Source organism: Flavobacterium sp. CF108, assembly GCF_900129795.1.
Taxonomy (GTDB): domain Bacteria; phylum Bacteroidota; class Bacteroidia; order Flavobacteriales; family Flavobacteriaceae; genus Flavobacterium.
This window is the reverse complement of the sequence record NZ_FQWW01000005.1, coordinates 382,387-399,224: the sequence shown is the minus strand read 5'-3', so window position 1 is coordinate 399,224 and position 16,838 is coordinate 382,387. Positions and strand designations below refer to the sequence as shown.

The window sequence follows — 16,838 nt, the reverse complement described above, 5'->3', positions numbered from 1 at the left end:
GAAGAAAGCGGTTGGTTTAAGGTTTATTTTCAATAAAAATAGAAATTATGAATTGGTATGTGATTTATACAAAACCGAAATGGGAAAAAAAAGTTGCTGAACGACTTACTGAAATAGGAATAGAGTGCTATTGTCCATTAGTAACTAAAATAAAACAATGGTCAGATAGAAAAAAAAAGATTGAAATGCCACTTTTCAATTCTTATGTTTTTATACAATTACCAGATAGCGAGAGAAATTCAGTATTTGAAATAGCGGGAGTTGTGAGATATTTATTTTGGCTAGGAAAGCCGGCAATTGTTCGTGATGAAGAAATTAATATAATAAAAAATAGTCTTAAAGCTTCAAATATTGCCGACGCTTCTGTCTTACCATTTCATGTTGGTGACAAAATAAAACTAGAATCAGGTGCTTTTAATAATCAAAGTGCGATTGTTCAGGAAGTTTCAAACACACATTATATTTTAGTTCTTGAATCTTTGGGATGTGTATTAAAAATTAAATACAAGTAAAATAAATAGGTCTAGTACATAGAGATTTCTTCTTTTGTTATCTTTCTAAAATTATAAAGAGAATAAAATTTCATTATATGAGTTTTATTCTCTGTTTTTTTTGTAAACATTTTATTACACATTGGTTATTAAGGTATTATGGTTTTAAATGTCTCTAATTCTATGTTTTACTAAGTATTGCAAAAAACTGTAGTGAATAAATTGACTTTTATCTTATATTTGCCGAAAATAATTTTACGTAGTCTGGTCTCATTTTTTGTGACTCAGAAGGGCGAAGCCGTGAATTTTAATGACTTGGAGGGAGAAAATAAGAATACCTATTTGAGGTTAAATGTGTTTTTATTTTTTTTTAATCAGATTTTTGCAACACATTAAGGAATTGAAGATGAATATTATCTTAAGGTAGATTATCACAGGATATTCACATAGCTTAAAAAATATTTATTTTAATGATACGTATACGTTAATCTAGATTTCATAATGGTTATTTCAACAATTCAGGCAATTATTTGATCATATAGGGCGCAAGAATTTGAAGATCATTCTGAAATAATTTTAATAGTACTACGTTTAAATGACAGCAAATCGAATTCTTGCTTCGCATATTTGTAAAGCTAATGATAAAAAAAATCTCAAGTACCTAAGCTGAGCTTTATTTTTTTGAAACATCTAGATGTTAAAAATAATAGTTACAATATTTGATGCTATAATTTTAGGAGTAGCATATCAGGAATTTTAAATTAAATTTTTCTGAATTGCAAAAGAGAGCAGTTTATTATATGATGTAAAAAGAAGTTTAAAGTTGCTGGTCATAATAGGCTGTAGTGCTTTTCAACCTTTATTTAATTTAAAAAAATGAAAAAAAAAGAATCGATTATACATGTAATTTTAACAGGAGGAGTAGGAAGTCGATTATGGCCTCTTTCTCGTAAAAGCCAGCCAAAGCAATATTTAGAAATTTTTGAAAATAAATCTTTGTTTGAGATGACAGTTGATCGTAATAGTCATCTTGCAGATAAAGTAATGGTGGTTGGAAATGTAGATAATCATCATTTGAGTGGGAAAGTAATGGATAAAACTAAGACTGCTTATGTAAATATTGTTGAGGCTACTCCAAGAAATACTGCAGCGGCAATTGCTTTTGCAGCATTTGCTTCAAATCCGGAAGACATCTTGATTATAACACCATCTGATCACATTATAGATAAGATGGATGCCTACAATGATGCTATTCAAGCAGCGGTTTTTAAAGCGCGAGACGGTTTTATAGTTACCTTTGGAATTATTCCAACTAAGCCAGAAACGGGTTATGGTTATATAGAATCAAAAGGAGATAAAGTATTATCATTTAGAGAAAAACCAAATAAAACTACTGCAAAAGAATTTATAGCAAGAGGTAATTTTTTATGGAATAGCGGAATGTTTTGTTTTAAAGCAGGAGTTCTATTAGAAGAATTGAAGCAGTTTCAACCAGATGTTTACAACAAATCTAAAGCTGTTTGGGAATCAAGTAAAGATGGTTTTCTCGATTTAGATTTATCGTTAGAAATTCCATCTATTAGCATAGATTATGCCGTAATGGAAAGAAGTAAAAAAATTAAAGTTGTTCCGGCTTCTTTTTCGTGGTCAGATTTAGGTTCGTTTGAATCTGTTTATGAATATTTGGTATCAAAGGATTATCCAATAGATAAAAATGGCAATATGGTTATAGGCTGTGAAAGTCATACAACTTTTTTAGGGTTAAGTAATACTATATTTGTTCATACTAATACAGCTAATTTAATTTTGCAAAAAGAAAATTCACAAGACGTAAAAGATGTGTATAATGAATTAGAAAGGCAAAATTCAGATTTATTAAATTAATTGAAGTTTAAATGAAAAAAATTCTTATAACTGGCGGCGCTGGCTTTATTGGTTCTCATGTAGTAAGGCGTTTTGTGAATAAATATCCAAATTATCAAATTTTTAATTTGGATTCTTTAACTTATGCAGGAAATCTTGAAAATATAAAAGATATTGAAAATAAATCAAATTATACTTTCGTGAAAGGCGATATCGTTGATGAAAGCTTTATTAATGATCTTTTTTTACAACATAATTTTGATGGTATTTTGCATTTAGCAGCAGAATCACATGTTGATCGTTCTATTGAGGATCCTTTAGCTTTTGTAAAAACAAATGTAATTGGGACCATGAATCTTTTAAACGCAGCAAAGAATCAATGGAAAAATAACTTTGAAGGAAAAAGATTTTACCATATAAGCACTGATGAAGTTTTCGGATCTCTAGGAGCTGAAGGCCTTTTTACAGAAACCACAGCTTATGATCCAAATTCACCTTATTCAGCTTCAAAAGCTAGTTCTGACCATTTTGTTAGAGCATATGGAGAAACATATGGCTTGCCATACGTTTTAACGAATTGCTCAAATAATTATGGATCTTATCATTTTCCAGAAAAACTAATTCCACTTTTTATTAATAATATTATTAATAATAAACCATTACCAGTTTATGGTGATGGAAATTATACTCGTGACTGGTTATTTGTGGAAGATCACGCTATGGCAATAGATTTAGTTTTTCATGATGGTAAAAATCATGAGACTTATAATATTGGCGGTTTTAATGAATGGAAAAATATTGATTTGGTTAAATTATTATGCCAAATTATGGATAAAAAATTAGAAAGAATTGATGGTACTTCTCAAAAATTAATTACTTACGTTAAAGATAGACCAGGTCATGATTTAAGATATGCAATCGATGCTACAAAAATTAATAAAGAGCTAGGCTGGAAGCCAACAGTTACTTTTGAAGAGGGACTAGAAAAAACAATCAATTGGTATCTTAATAATGAAAAGTGGTTAGAAAGTGTTACTTCTGGCGCATATAAAGATTATTATAAAAAACAGTATTCTTAAAATATTTGAATAGTTTAGCCTTTAATTAAATTAATAATTAATTATGAAAAAAATAAGATACGTTCTTACTTTAATTTTTATTATAGTCTCATTTAGTATAAATGCGCAAAATATTTTTAAATCAAAAGATTTAAGTACTATAAATGTAGATAACTTATCCCAAGATGATATTGTTAAAATTGATGCACAATTAAAGAGCAACAATATGACTGTTGATCAAGCCGAGCCAATGGCTATATCAAAAGGTATGAGCCAGAATGAGTTTAATAAATTACGAGTTAGGTTAAACAATTTGTCAAATGGACCTGCAAATAATGCTAATAACACTCGTCAAGATATTGAAAATAAAAATAAATTTGGAAGAAATCAAGAAAAAATCTTAAATAACAAAGTAAAAGATTCAATAAATGCATTAATTTTTGGTTCTGAACTTTTTGATAACCCCACATTGAACTTTGAACCAGATTTAAAATTGGCAACCCCAATGAACTATATATTAGGGCCTGGTGATGAATTACAAGTAAGTATTTATGGAGTGCAAGAATATAATGCAAGTATTGCAGTAAATGTTGAAGGCAAAATTACAATTCAAAATGTAGGGCAAATTGCTGTTTCAGGAATGTCAATTGAGGCTGCAACTCATAAAATTAAATCAGCGATAGCAAGAGTTTATAGTACAGTTCAATCTGGACAATCTCAAGTTAGCGTTAGTTTAGGTCAAATACGTACTATCAAGATAACAGTAGTTGGAGGTAAGCAACCTGGCAATTATTCAATATCATCTTTAGCTACAGTATATAATGCTTTACATTTGGCAGGAGGTCCTGGTAAAAATGGTAGTTATAGAAATATTGAATTAATTCGAAACAACAAAGTTTACAAAAATATAGATATCTATAGATTTTTAGTTAAAGGTGATCAATCTGATAATATTAGTTTAAAAGAAAATGATGTTATTCGAATTCCGGCATATAGCCATCGAGTTATTGTTGAAGGCGAAGTGAAGCGTCCGGGAATTTTTGAAATGAAAAACAACGAAACGTTTTCTGATTTATTAAATTTTGCCTCAGGTTTTAACGAGTTTGCCTATACAGCTTCTGTTAATGTTTTACAAAAAACAGGCAAAGAGTTTAAAGTTCATGATATAAACGAAAGTGATTTTAATGCTTATATACCACAATCAGGAGATGTATTTAGAGTTACTAAAATTCTGAATCGATTTGAAAATCGTATTAAAATTGATGGTGCAGTTTTTAGACCGGATTATTATTCTTTCTCTGAAGGAATGAGGGTTTCGGATATTATTGCACGTGCTGAAGGGCTTAAAGAAGATGCATATACAAAAAGAGCTAGGATAATTCGTTTGAAGCCTGATTTAACAACAGAAATTGTAAATATTGATTTGAGTACAGCATTAACGGGTAATCTAGATTCAGATATTGAATTAAAAAGAGAAGATATCATTACAGTTTACTCGGTTTTAGATTTTAGAGAGGACTATAAAGTAACTATCGATGGAGAAGTGAAAAATCCTGGTGAATATGATTATTTTGAAAACCTAACATTAAATGATTTAATAGTTCAGGTTGGTGGGTTAACAGGTTCTGCATCTAAACGAGTTGAAATTGCAAGAATGGTTAAGTCTGATGCGATAAAAGATTCTGATTTAAATAGAGTAGAATTACTTCAATTCGAAATGACCTCTGATAGTAATGAACAAGTCAATAATTTTATTATAAAACCTTTCGATGTTATTAATATTAGAAGATTGGCTGTATATGAAAAACCTCAAATGGTGACTATAAGTGGAGCTGTTATATATCCTGGAAAATATGTCTTGGCGAATAAAAAAGAAACGGTTTACAATATTGTAACAAGAGCCGGTGGGTTAACTTCTGTAGCAAATATTGAAGGGATGAAGATTAAAAGGCCAATTAAACAAGAACAAATTGATAAGATAAAAAGTATTGATTTAAATTTATCTCAAAATGATACTCTAAGCGAGAAATTGTCAAAAAAATTGGAGACGGACTTAAAGTTTTCTACAATTCCTGTTAATTGGGAGAAAATTGTTAAAGACAAAAATCACTTTTCTAATGTTACCTTATTTCCTGGAGATGAAATTATAATATCTACTTACAGTGAAGGAGTTAAAGTTACAGGAAATGTATTACTTACATCTGAAATTCCTTATCAAAGAGGAAAGGGATTTAAATATTATATTAATGCTGTTGGAGGTGTTGATAGTAAAGGCTGGAAGAAAAAAGCCTACATTATATATCCCAATGGTAATGCATCAGTTACAAAATCTTTTTTATTTTTCAGAACGTATCCAAAAGTTACACCAGATTCACAAATTGTTGTTCCGGAAAAACCAGAAACAAAAAAAATGTCAACAGGTGAATGGGTTGGGATTGGCAGTGTGTTAACAAGTTTGGCCTTATTAATTGTTACAGCTTTTAAATAATTTTTTATGAATAATGTAATTGATGAAAGTAACGAGATTTCGTTAAAAGAATTAATAGAAAAAATAAAGGAATGGTTCTTTTTTATGTTATCAAAATGGAAAATTATACTGTTGGCTGGATTTATTGGTGGTTGTTTAGGGATTACTTACTCTATTTTAAAAAAACCTATTTACACAGCTACGCTTTCTTTTGCCTTAGAAGATGAAAAAACGGGAGGAGGTTTAGGTAATGCATTAGGTTTGGCAACCTCACTAGGTTTGGATGTTGGTGGTGAAGGAGGGGGGATTTTTACAGGTTCAAATTTGACCGAATTATTTAAATCACGCAGTATGGTCGAACAAACGTTATTGAATCCTGTTAAAGTTGATGGGAAATTAATTTCTTTGGCTGAGATGTATATCCAAAATAATAATTGGAGAAAAAAATGGGAAGATGATGATAAATTTAAATCATTAAAATTTTTACCTAATACCAAAAGAATTGGTTTTACAAGAATACAAGATAGTATTTTAGGTAAAATTTATGAAAACCTATCTAAAGAAAGTTTAAATGTAGGCCAAAAAGATAAAAAAGTTGCGATTATTACTATTGATGTTTCTTCAAAAAACGAATTATTTGCTAAATATTTTTGCGAAGCATTGGCCAAACAAGTGGGAAAGTTTTATGTTGAAACCAAAAGTAAAAAAGCAAGGTTAAATATGGATATACTTGAAAGGCAAACAGATTCTGTTAGAAGAGAGCTTAATAGTGCTATTACTGGAGTAGCTGTTGCAAATGATAATACTTTTAATTTAAATCCAGCTCTAAATGTGCGAAGAACTCCGTCTGCGAGAAGGCAGGTTGATGTTCAGGCAAATACTGCAATATTGACAGAATTAGTAAAACAAGCCGAATTAGCAAAAGTTGCTCTACGTAAAGAAACTCCCCTTATTCAAATAATTGATTCACCCATATTACCATTAGCAAAAGAACATTTAGGAATATTAAAAGGATTGATTATAGGAGCTTTTATTGCAGCTTTTTTGACTGCTGTTTTTTTAGTATTAAAAAAAACTATAAATACAATTTAATGAAAATTTTAATAACAGGAGGAGCCGGGTTTATAGGTTCAAATTTATGCGAGTATTTTTTAGCAAAAGGAAACCAAGTTATTTGCCTTGATAATTTTTCAACAGGACATAGACATAATATCGAGCCTTTTTTTGCTAATAATCAATTTACCTTAATTGAAGGAGATATTAGAAATCTTGAGGACTGTAAAGCGGCAGTAGAAGGAGTTGATTTTGTTCTGCATGAAGCAGCCTTAGGCTCTGTCCCACGATCTATAAATGATCCAATAACGACTAATGATGTAAATGTTAGTGGTTTTTTGAATATGTTAGTTGCTTCAAGAGATGCTAAAGTCAAACGTTTTATATACGCTGCAAGTTCATCAACTTATGGAGACTCAGAATCATTACCAAAAGTTGAAGATAAGATTGGTAATCCGCTTTCTCCATATGCAATTACTAAATATGTAAATGAATTATATGCTAACATTTTTAGTAAAATATATGGATTGGAAACAATAGGGTTGAGATATTTTAATGTTTTTGGTCGACGTCAAGATCCAAATGGAGCATACGCAGCAGTAATTCCGAAATTTGTTATGCAATTTATGAATTATGAAAGTCCTTTGATTAATGGAGATGGTAACTATTCTAGAGATTTTACATATATAGATAATGTAATACAAATGAATGAAAGAGCCATTTTAACTCAAAATAGTGAGGCTGTTAATACAGTTTATAATACTGCATTTGGAGATAGAACAACTTTAAATGAGTTAGTATATATGTTGCGTGATAAACTTTCAGAGTTTGATTCAAATATAAAAGATGTTGAAATTCTTTATGGGCCAAACCGTGCAGGTGATATTCCCCATTCTTTAGCAAGTATTGAAAAAGCAAAAAGATTATTGGAATATAACCCGGAATATTCAATGGAAAAAGGGCTTAAAGAAGCCGTTAATTGGTATTATAAAAATCTAAAAAAAATAAACTAATAGTAAAAATAGTTTCATTTACTAATTTAAAAGAATAATTACAAATATGAAAAAAATTGCCATTATTGGTTTAGGTTATGTAGGCTTACCATTAGCAAGATTATTTGCTACGAAATATCAAGTAATTGGATTTGATGTTAATAAGAAAAGAGTTGACATACTAAATGCAGGTCATGATTCTACACTTGAAGTGTCTGATGAAGTTTTGAAAGCTGTTTTAGTAGACAATCCTAATAGTGAATCGGGTCTTTATTGTACTTATGATTTAGAAAATTTAAAAGAATGTAATATATTCATTGTAACTGTACCTACTCCAGTTGATAGAAATAACAGACCAGACCTGACACCACTTTATAAAGCAAGTGAAACGGTGGGTAAAGTTTTAAAAAAAGGAGATATTGTTATCTATGAATCTACGGTTTATCCTGGTGTTACAGAAGAAGAATGTGTTCCCGTATTGGAGAGAATTTCAGGGCTAATTTTCAATGAAGATTTTTTTGCGGGTTATTCACCAGAAAGAATCAATCCAGGAGATAAAGAACACACTGTTGAAAAAATCTTAAAAGTTACAGCAGGTTCTACTCCCGAAATAGGAATTGTAGTGGATAACTTGTATAAAAGTGTAATTACAGCGGGGACACATCTAGCGCCGACTATTAAAGTTGCCGAAGCGGCTAAAGTTATTGAGAATTCACAAAGAGATATCAATATTGCCTTTGTAAATGAATTAGCAAAAATATTTAACTTAATGAACATCAATACAAATGATGTATTGGAGGCGGCTGCAACAAAATGGAATTTTTTACATTTTAAACCTGGTCTAGTTGGGGGACATTGTATTGGTGTAGACCCTTATTATTTGGCACAGCGTGCACAGGAATTTGGGTATCATCCAGAAATTATTTTAGCAGGACGAAGATTAAATGATAGTATGGGAGAATATATTGCTTCTCAAATAATCAAGTTAATGATTAAAAAAGGGATAGCTATTAAAGGTACAAATCTATTAATGCTGGGACTAACATTTAAGGAAAATTGTCCCGATATACGTAATACTAAAATTGTTGATGTGATAAGGGTTTTAGGTGAATATGGTATTGAAGTAGTTATATATGATCCTTTAGCAAATCCTTTAGAAGTTAAACATGAATATGATTTAGATGTCTATTCTGATATACCAAATCAAAAATTTGATGCAATAGTTTTGGGGGTAGCACACAATGAATTTCTAAATTTAGATTTATCTAATTTTCAAAAAGAATTAAGTGTTATTTATGATGTGAAGAATTTTTTAAAATCTCATGTAGATGCTAAATTGTAAATATTTAAAGAAGAATTAATGAAGCCAGAAATTATTGATTTTCCTAAAATTCAAGATCCTAGAGGTAATCTTACATTTATGCAGTATTCTAGTCAAATTCCTTTTGAAATTCAAAGGACTTTCTGGACCTATGATGTTCCGGGAGGCGAAATAAGAGGGGGGCATGCATATCATCAGCAAGAAGAAATTTTAATTGCACTAAGCGGAAGTTTTGATGTTATAATTACAAAGGAAGACTGCACTACAGAAAAATTTTCCTTAAACAGAAGTTATTATGGGCTTTACTTGCCAGCAAAAACATGGAGACATATTGAGAATTTTTCTACAAATGCCCTTGCTTTGCATATTTCTAGTAAAAAGTATTTTAAGGAGGATTATATAAGAGATTTTGAAGATTTTAAAAATCTATTTAAATGATAAAACAAATAAGTGTTTTTGAATGTGATCTTTTGCATTTAAAACAAATAGGAGATCGTAGCGGGCATATTACTTCGATAAATAATAGTCTGGAGATACCTTTTGATATAAAACGAATTTTTTATCTATACGATATACCTGGAGGAGAATCTAGGGGGGCACATGCACATAAAGAATGCCACCAATTTTTAGTTGCTGCCAGTGGGAGTTTTGAGGTTTTGTTAGATGATGGTGCAACAAAAAGACAAGTTTTATTAAACAGACCTGATTTAGGTTTACATATACCACCAGGTATTTGGGCTTCTGAAATCAATTTCTCTAGCGGGTCTATATGCCTGGTGCTTGCTTCTCATGAATATAGTGAAGATGATTATCTAAGAGAGTATGACGATTATTTAAAATATATTGGAAATGTATAAAGTTCATCCATTAGCAGATGTTCAAACAAGGGATATTGGAGACGATACTACGGTCTGGCAGTTTTGCGTAATCTTAGGTAGTGCTTCAATTGGAAAAAACTGCAATATTAATTGTAATGTCTTTATCGAAAATGACGTTAAAATTGGAGATAATGTTACAATCAAGTCAGGTGTGCAAATTTGGGATGGAGTTTATATTGAAGATAATGTTTTTGTAGGTCCAAATGTAACGTTTACTAATGACCTGATACCCAGGTCTAAATCATATCCAATAGAGTTTTCTAAAACAATAATTGAAAAAGGAGCTTCAATTGGAGCAAATGCTACAATAGTGGCAGGGAATAATATAGGTTCGTATGCAATGATTGGTGCGGGTAGTGTAGTAACAAAATCAGTATTACCATATCATCTTTTTTATGGTAATCCAGCAAAACATAGGGGATATATAACAGAAAAAGGTATCATTTTAGATTTAAACTTAAGAGATGCGGATGGAAATGTTTATGTTTTTTTTGAAGATAAATTATCTCTAAAAGAAAACCTTATTTAAGAGACTTAAAATAAAATATTATGATTAAATTTTTAGATTTACAAAAAATAAATCTTACACATCAACAAGAAATTGAAGAAAGATTAATTAATACTTTTCGCAGTGGATGGTATCTATTAGGAACAGAAGTTAAAAATTTTGAAGAAAATCTTAAAAATTATATTGGTTCAAATCATGCTATAGGGGTAGCAAATGGGTTGGATGCTTTAAGATTAATTTTTAGAGCATATTTGGAGCTTGGGTTGATGAAAAAAGGAGATGAGGTCTTAGTTCCTGCTAATACATATATAGCTTCCTTGTTGGCCTTATCAGATAATGGTTTAGTTCCAGTATTAGTTGAACCAGACTTAGATAATTATAATATTGATATTTCAAAAATAGAATCTAAGATTACTTCTAAAACTAAAGCGATTTTGATTGTACATCTATACGGACAAATTGTTTTCTCTGAAGAGTTAAAAGAAATCGCAAAAAATAATAATTTAAAAATTGTAGAAGATAATGCACAAGCTATAGGGGCTTCATGGAATAAAATTAAAGCTGGGAATTTAGGTGATGCAGCGGGGTTTAGTTTTTATCCTGGGAAAAATCTTGGAGCTTTAGGAGATGCCGGTGCAGTTACCTGCAAAGATGATGACTTAGCCAAAGCAATTAGAGCAATTGCAAATTATGGGTCAAATTTAAAATACGTGAATATATATCAAGGATTAAATAGCAGATTAGATGAAATTCATGCTGCAGTACTGGATGTAAAATTAAAATATATAGATAACGAAAACCAAATTCGTAGAGAGATTGCGAGCCGATATTTGAAAGAAATTAAAAATAATAAAGTAATTCTTCCAATAGAGCCTGTTGATAAAAAAGAACATGTATGGCATATTTTTGTAATAAGAACAAAAGAAAGAGATGCCTTGCAATCCTATTTGCAAGAAAATGAAATACAAACTTTAATTCATTACCCTATTCCTCCTCATAAACAAGAGGCTTATAAAGACTTGAATCATTTAAGTTTGCCAATTACTGAAGTTATTCATGAAGAAGTCCTTAGTTTGCCAATTAGCCCTGTAATGACTGTAGATGAAGTTTCTAAAGTTATTGAGATCATTAATAAATTTATTTAGATTTGAAAGAAAAGCATTCTTCTTATCAACAGATATTTAAAGCAACCTCAATTTTAGGAAGTGTACAAGTATTTAATATCATTATATCTGTTTTAAGAAGTAAAATTGTAGCAGTACTATTAGGTCCTGCCGGTATGGGAATCGTTTCCATTTTTACGTCTACAATAGGATTACTAGGGCAGATAACCAATTTAGGATTAGGAACTTCTGCTGTTAAGAATATTTCCAAAGCTTCAGAGACCAATGATCAAGAGAAACTTGCAAAAACAGCAACAGTTTTTCGTAAACTAGTATGGATAACAGGTTTATTTGGCTTTGTTGTTGCTTTAATATTGTCTCCATTTTTAAGTGAAATTTCGTTCGGGAATAAAAAATATACATTTGCTTTTGTATTATTATCTATAACATTACTTTTTACACAGGTTAGTACCGGACAAAATGTGATTCTGCAGGGAATGCGGAAAATACAGTATATGGCAAAGGCTAGTGCATTAGGGGCATTGTTAGGATTGATCATATCAATACCTATGTATTATTATTGGAAAGAAGATGGAATTGTTCCGGCAATGATATTAAGTTCAATTAGTATCGTGGTAATTTCGTCTTATTATGTTAAGAAAATTGCTATCCCAAGTATTTCAGTAAATAGCTCTGATTTTAAAAGTGAAGGAATGGACATGCTAAGAATGGGGTTTTTGATAAGTTTTAGCTCAATTATCTTATTAATAGTAGGATATATAGTTCGTATATATATTAATAAAATTGGAGGAATAAAAGATGTTGGGTTATATACAGCTGGATTTGCTATTATTAATACTTATGTTGGAATGGTCTTTACCGCTATGGCATCTGATTATTATCCTCGATTAGCAAGTGTTTCTGACGATAACATTAAAACAAAGAAAACAATAAATGAGCAAGCAGAAATTGCAATACTTATTTTGTCACCAATATTAGTAGTTTTTTTGGTGTTCATTCATTGGGGAATTATATTGTTATATTCAAATGATTTTATTGAAGTTATTCCAATGGTGCATTGGGCAACCCTTGGTGTTTTCTTTAAGGCATTAAGTTGGACAATTGCATTTTTATTTTTGGCAAAAGGAGCATCAAAAGTTTACTTTTGGAATGAAGTAATAGTAAATACATATATGTTGATTTTGAATATGTTGGGTTATTACTATTACGGGCTAACAGGTCTTGGGATTTCTTTTTTGATTAGCTATTTTTTATATTTCATACAAGTTTTTTTTATTTGTAAGATATTTTACGAATTTGATTTTAATAAAGAAATTATTAAAATTTTTTCAATTCAATTTACATTAGCATTATTCTCTTTTATAGCAGTTTACTTTTGTAATATTTATGTGGCTTACTCCGTAGGTTTATTAATTATTCTAGTATCTAGTTGTTTTTCGTTAAATGAATTAGATAAGAAATTAGATATAAAAGGTATAATTAGTAATAAATTTAAGAAGAAGTTTTAATTTTATAAATCGATTGATTAGTAGTTAAATGAATAATGAGAAAATGACAATTGGTTTCATAACTCCGTTAATGATTATTGGAGGTGCAGAAACCTATATAATTAATAAATGTGAATGGTTAATAACTAATGATTTTAATGTAATAGTTATTTCAGAAGGTGGTGAAAATGTCTCGAATTTACCTCAGGGTACAGTTCATGTAAAATTGGAAGGAATAAGTTTACCTCCTTTAGTATTTACAAATGCTCAATACGACAGCTTTAAACAAAATCTAAAGACAATTTTATTAAATAATAGAATAGATGTTATTGAAGCTCATAATTCATACCCAATTGTTCATGTGGCTTCGGTGTATAAAGAAACTAAAATTCCTTTTTGTGTAAATATATTATCAGAACTTTCGTATAGACGTAATCCTTTATTGAAAATTATTACTAAGAAAATGGATAAGTTTGGGCTATTTTATTCACTAACTCCACAAATGAATGAATATATTGAAGGAGCTACGAAATTAAAATTAAATCCCAATATAATACCTATTCCTGTTAAAGCAATTCCGGTCGATAATTCTGTTTCTATTCAAAAATATATTTTATCTGTCAGCAGATTATCTGAAGATAAAGACTATGTAAAATATTTAATTCAGGATTTCTATGAATTGCATAGAAAAAATGAAAGTTTTAAGGAATACAAATTAGTTATTGTTGGAGATGGTAATTTATTCAATGAATTAAATCAATTAGCGCTTAATATAAACGGAGAAATAGATCAGGAAATTATTCAATTAAAAGGAACGGTAGTTGGTAAAGATTTAGAGACATTGTATCAGGAATGTACAATGTTTGTAGGAATGGGAACTACGCTTTTATTAGCAGCTTCATGTGCAAAACCCTCAATAATAGCGGGGTTTACTCCTGAGACAAATAAAACTGCTTGGGGTTTTTGGGGCGAAAATAACTTAGATAAAGAGATAATAGTCATTAATTCTCCAAACGACAGATCTCCAGTAAGCTTTCAGTTCGCGATACAAAGTGTAATAGAATCAGATTCACGTCGTATTAGTGCTGGTAATGCAGCTATTAAAATGTTTAATGAAAATTACGATTATAACGCTATAATGACCTTATGGAAAAGTGAATATGATAAGATTATAGAAGTTTGTAAAAAAAATGAGACAATGATAGAAAAAGAACTTAAAAATTATGAATGGGCAATTCATTTTTATCGCCAAGTTCGTCGAGTAGTTAAGTTTTTTAAGATATAATCGTGTTTAGAATTTTCTAAAGAATAAGATAATATAAAGTAATTTAAATAGTTGTAAATATTATAATGAAAAAAAATTTAATTGTTTTTGGGACAAGGCCTGAGGCTATAAAAATGGCTCCTCTGGTTCAAGAGTTTAAAAAACATTCAGATATTTTTGAAACTAGAGTTTGTGTTACCGCTCAACATCGGGAAATGCTAGATCAAGTTTTGGACTTTTTTAATATTCAGCCAGAATACGACCTGAATTTAATGAAGGCAAATCAAAATTTATATTCACTAACAGCAGATATTATAATCGGCTTAAAAGAAGTTTTGGAGGATTTTAAACCAGATTATGTTTATGTGCATGGTGATACAACGACAACAATGGCAGCTAGTTTAGCATCATTTTATTCTGGAGCTAAAATTTGTCATGTTGAAGCAGGTCTTCGTACAAATTTTAAACGAACACCCTTTCCTGAAGAAATGAATAGACAATTGACAGGAAGAATTGCGGATTATCATTTTGCCCCAACAGAAGCTTCTAAAGAAAATCTTTTAAAAGAAAATATAGGATCTGAAACAATATTGGTAACAGGTAATACGGTTATTGATGCGTTGATTGATAGTTCTAAAAGAGTAGAAGATATCTATAATTTGGAAATTGAAAACTTAAAGAAGATTGTAAAAAAGGATGTAAAAACAATTCTTGTTACCGGTCACCGTAGAGAAAATCATGGAAATGGTTTTATTCGAATTTGTGAAGCTTTAAGAGAAATAGCTTTAATTAATCAAGATGTAGAGATAATATATCCAGTGCACTTAAATCCTAATGTGAAAGGACCTGTTTATGAAATACTATCTGGAATTGATAATATTAAGTTAATAGAGCCTTTGGCTTATCCTGCTTTTGTGTGGTTGATGGATAAATCGTATTTAATTATTACTGATAGTGGTGGAGTTCAGGAAGAAGCACCAAGCATTGGAAAACCTGTGTTGGTAATGCGTGAATCAACCGAAAGACCTGAGGCTGTAATTGCAGGAACAGTAATACTAGTTGGAACGAATAAAGAACTTATAGTGAATGAAGCAAATAAATTGCTCCATGATGCTGATAAATATACAAAAATGAGTGTGCTTCACAACCCTTATGGTGATGGAAAGGCATGCGAGAGAATTGTTAGTTTTATATCAAATTTATCATAAATGAGTAATATTTTAATATACAACCATGATATACAAAAATACCCGCCTATAATTACTGCAATTAAGGTTTTACTTTCTTTAGGTCAGAAAGTTGTAGTTATAGGTTATTGTAGCGATAAAAATACAATCACTGATTTAGAATCTAAAGGAGTAATTTATTTTGAAACAATTATAAATGATATCAAAGAAAATAAAATTATAAAATTTTTTAAATTATATTCTTACAAGAAAAAAGTTGAAGAAATTGTTACTAAAGAATTTAAAAGTGATTCTGTTTTGTGGGTATATGGGAATCAAAATATTTGGCTTCTTTATAAATTGATTTATAGATTTAAAAGTATATTATATTTGTTCGAAACCCCACAATTAAAAGTAGGGCTAAGATATAAAATTTTGAGTCCTTTTCTAGACTATGCAAATACAATGCAAAAAGCTTGGAAAGTAGTATGTTGTGAATATAATAGAGCTCATGTAACAAAAGCATATTTTAACTTGGATAAACTGCCAATAGTAATTCCTAATAAACCAAATTTTGACACCTCAAAATTAAGAGAGATTCTTGAAGGTGAAATTGAAACTCTTTTTTGTAACAAAAAAGTAATTTTATATCAAGGAATTTTTAACTATCCTGAAAGAAGATTAGATGAATTATGTCAATCAATTAATTATCTTCCTGAAGAATATATAGTTTGCATAATGGGAGGGGATGACATCAATAAAAAGAGACTGATGGATAAATACAAATCTGAAAGAGTAATTTTTATGCCTTTTATTTCAGCACCTAAGCATCTAGAGATAACTAAAAAGGCTTATATTGGTTTTTTAAGTTATTTTCCAACACAAGGGTCAATAGAAAATGTAATAAACACTCTGTATTGTGCTCCTAATAAGGTTTATGAATATTCTTGTTTTGGTGTCCCTATGCTTTCTAATGATATTCCAGGACTTTCATTATTATTTGAAAAGTATAATGCAGGGAGAGTAGTTTCTAATTTTACACCAGAAAATTTGGCATCCGCAATTTTAAATATTGATTCAAGTTATCATCAAATAAGCAAAGGTTCTATTGAATTGTATAATTCATTAGATATAACTTCTCTTTTCGAAGAGTTAATAAGCTAGAT

At 29.9% G+C, this 16,838-nt stretch carries 15 protein-coding genes; all 15 read left to right on the top strand.

Annotation, left to right across the window (positions count from 1 at the left end):
• The first annotated feature begins 47 nt into the window (after positions 1-47).
• Entirely contained in the window at positions 48-512 is a 465-nt protein-coding gene (locus tag BUE10_RS15970) for a UpxY family transcription antiterminator (protein ID WP_073486676.1), read from the top strand.
• 855 nt (positions 513-1,367) lie between these two features.
• Positions 1,368-2,375 carry a mannose-1-phosphate guanylyltransferase gene (locus BUE10_RS15965; protein ID WP_073486674.1) on the top strand — a complete coding sequence of 336 codons (1,008 nt, stop codon included), beginning with the start codon at positions 1,368-1,370 and terminating at the stop codon, positions 2,373-2,375.
• An 11-nt stretch (positions 2,376-2,386) separates the two neighbouring features.
• Complete coding sequence (gene rfbB / locus BUE10_RS15960) at positions 2,387-3,433, top strand: dTDP-glucose 4,6-dehydratase (protein ID WP_073486672.1); 1,047 nt, start codon at positions 2,387-2,389, stop codon at positions 3,431-3,433.
• Positions 3,434-3,476: 43 nt separating this feature from the next.
• Complete coding sequence (locus tag BUE10_RS15955; RefSeq protein ID WP_073486671.1) at positions 3,477-5,900, top strand: SLBB domain-containing protein; 2,424 nt, start codon at positions 3,477-3,479, stop codon at positions 5,898-5,900.
• Positions 5,901-5,906: 6 nt separating this feature from the next.
• Positions 5,907-6,971 carry a GumC domain-containing protein gene (locus BUE10_RS15950; protein WP_073486669.1) on the top strand — a complete coding sequence of 355 codons (1,065 nt, stop codon included), beginning with the start codon at positions 5,907-5,909 and terminating at the stop codon, positions 6,969-6,971.
• Entirely contained in the window at positions 6,971-7,945 is a 975-nt protein-coding gene (locus BUE10_RS15945) for an SDR family oxidoreductase (RefSeq protein ID WP_073486667.1), read from the top strand. The genes BUE10_RS15950 and BUE10_RS15945 overlap by 1 nt, the downstream gene beginning before the upstream one ends.
• Before the next feature lie 46 nt (positions 7,946-7,991).
• Positions 7,992-9,266, top strand: coding sequence for a nucleotide sugar dehydrogenase (locus BUE10_RS15940; protein ID WP_073486665.1), 1,275 nt, complete (start codon positions 7,992-7,994; stop codon positions 9,264-9,266).
• 18 nt (positions 9,267-9,284) lie between these two features.
• Entirely contained in the window at positions 9,285-9,683 is a 399-nt protein-coding gene (locus BUE10_RS15935) for a sugar 3,4-ketoisomerase (RefSeq protein ID WP_073486663.1), read from the top strand.
• A complete protein-coding gene (locus BUE10_RS15930; RefSeq protein ID WP_073486661.1) occupies positions 9,680-10,102 on the top strand; it encodes a sugar 3,4-ketoisomerase in 423 nt (140 codons plus the stop codon). Before BUE10_RS15935 ends, BUE10_RS15930 begins: the two co-directional genes overlap by 4 nt.
• Positions 10,095-10,652, top strand: coding sequence for an acyltransferase (locus BUE10_RS15925; RefSeq protein WP_073486659.1), 558 nt, complete (start codon positions 10,095-10,097; stop codon positions 10,650-10,652). Before BUE10_RS15930 ends, BUE10_RS15925 begins: the two co-directional genes overlap by 8 nt.
• 20 nt (positions 10,653-10,672) lie before the next feature.
• Positions 10,673-11,776 carry a DegT/DnrJ/EryC1/StrS family aminotransferase gene (locus tag BUE10_RS15920; RefSeq protein WP_073486657.1) on the top strand — a complete coding sequence of 368 codons (1,104 nt, stop codon included), beginning with the start codon at positions 10,673-10,675 and terminating at the stop codon, positions 11,774-11,776.
• Positions 11,777-11,778: 2 nt separating this feature from the next.
• The gene (locus tag BUE10_RS15915; RefSeq protein WP_073486655.1) at positions 11,779-13,263 is read left to right on the top strand and encodes an O-antigen translocase; all 1,485 of its coding nucleotides are present in this window, start codon (positions 11,779-11,781) and stop codon (positions 13,261-13,263) included.
• A gap of 28 nt (positions 13,264-13,291) precedes the next feature.
• Positions 13,292-14,527 (top strand): glycosyltransferase, encoded by a 1,236-nt coding sequence (locus tag BUE10_RS15910; RefSeq protein WP_073486653.1) that lies wholly within the window; start codon positions 13,292-13,294, stop codon positions 14,525-14,527.
• 65 nt (positions 14,528-14,592) lie between these two features.
• Entirely contained in the window at positions 14,593-15,714 is a 1,122-nt protein-coding gene (gene wecB / locus BUE10_RS15905; protein WP_073486651.1) for a non-hydrolyzing UDP-N-acetylglucosamine 2-epimerase, read from the top strand.
• A complete protein-coding gene (locus BUE10_RS15900; protein ID WP_073486649.1) occupies positions 15,715-16,836 on the top strand; it encodes a glycosyltransferase in 1,122 nt (373 codons plus the stop codon). It abuts the gene before it with no gap.
• Positions 16,837-16,838 lie beyond the last annotated feature (2 nt).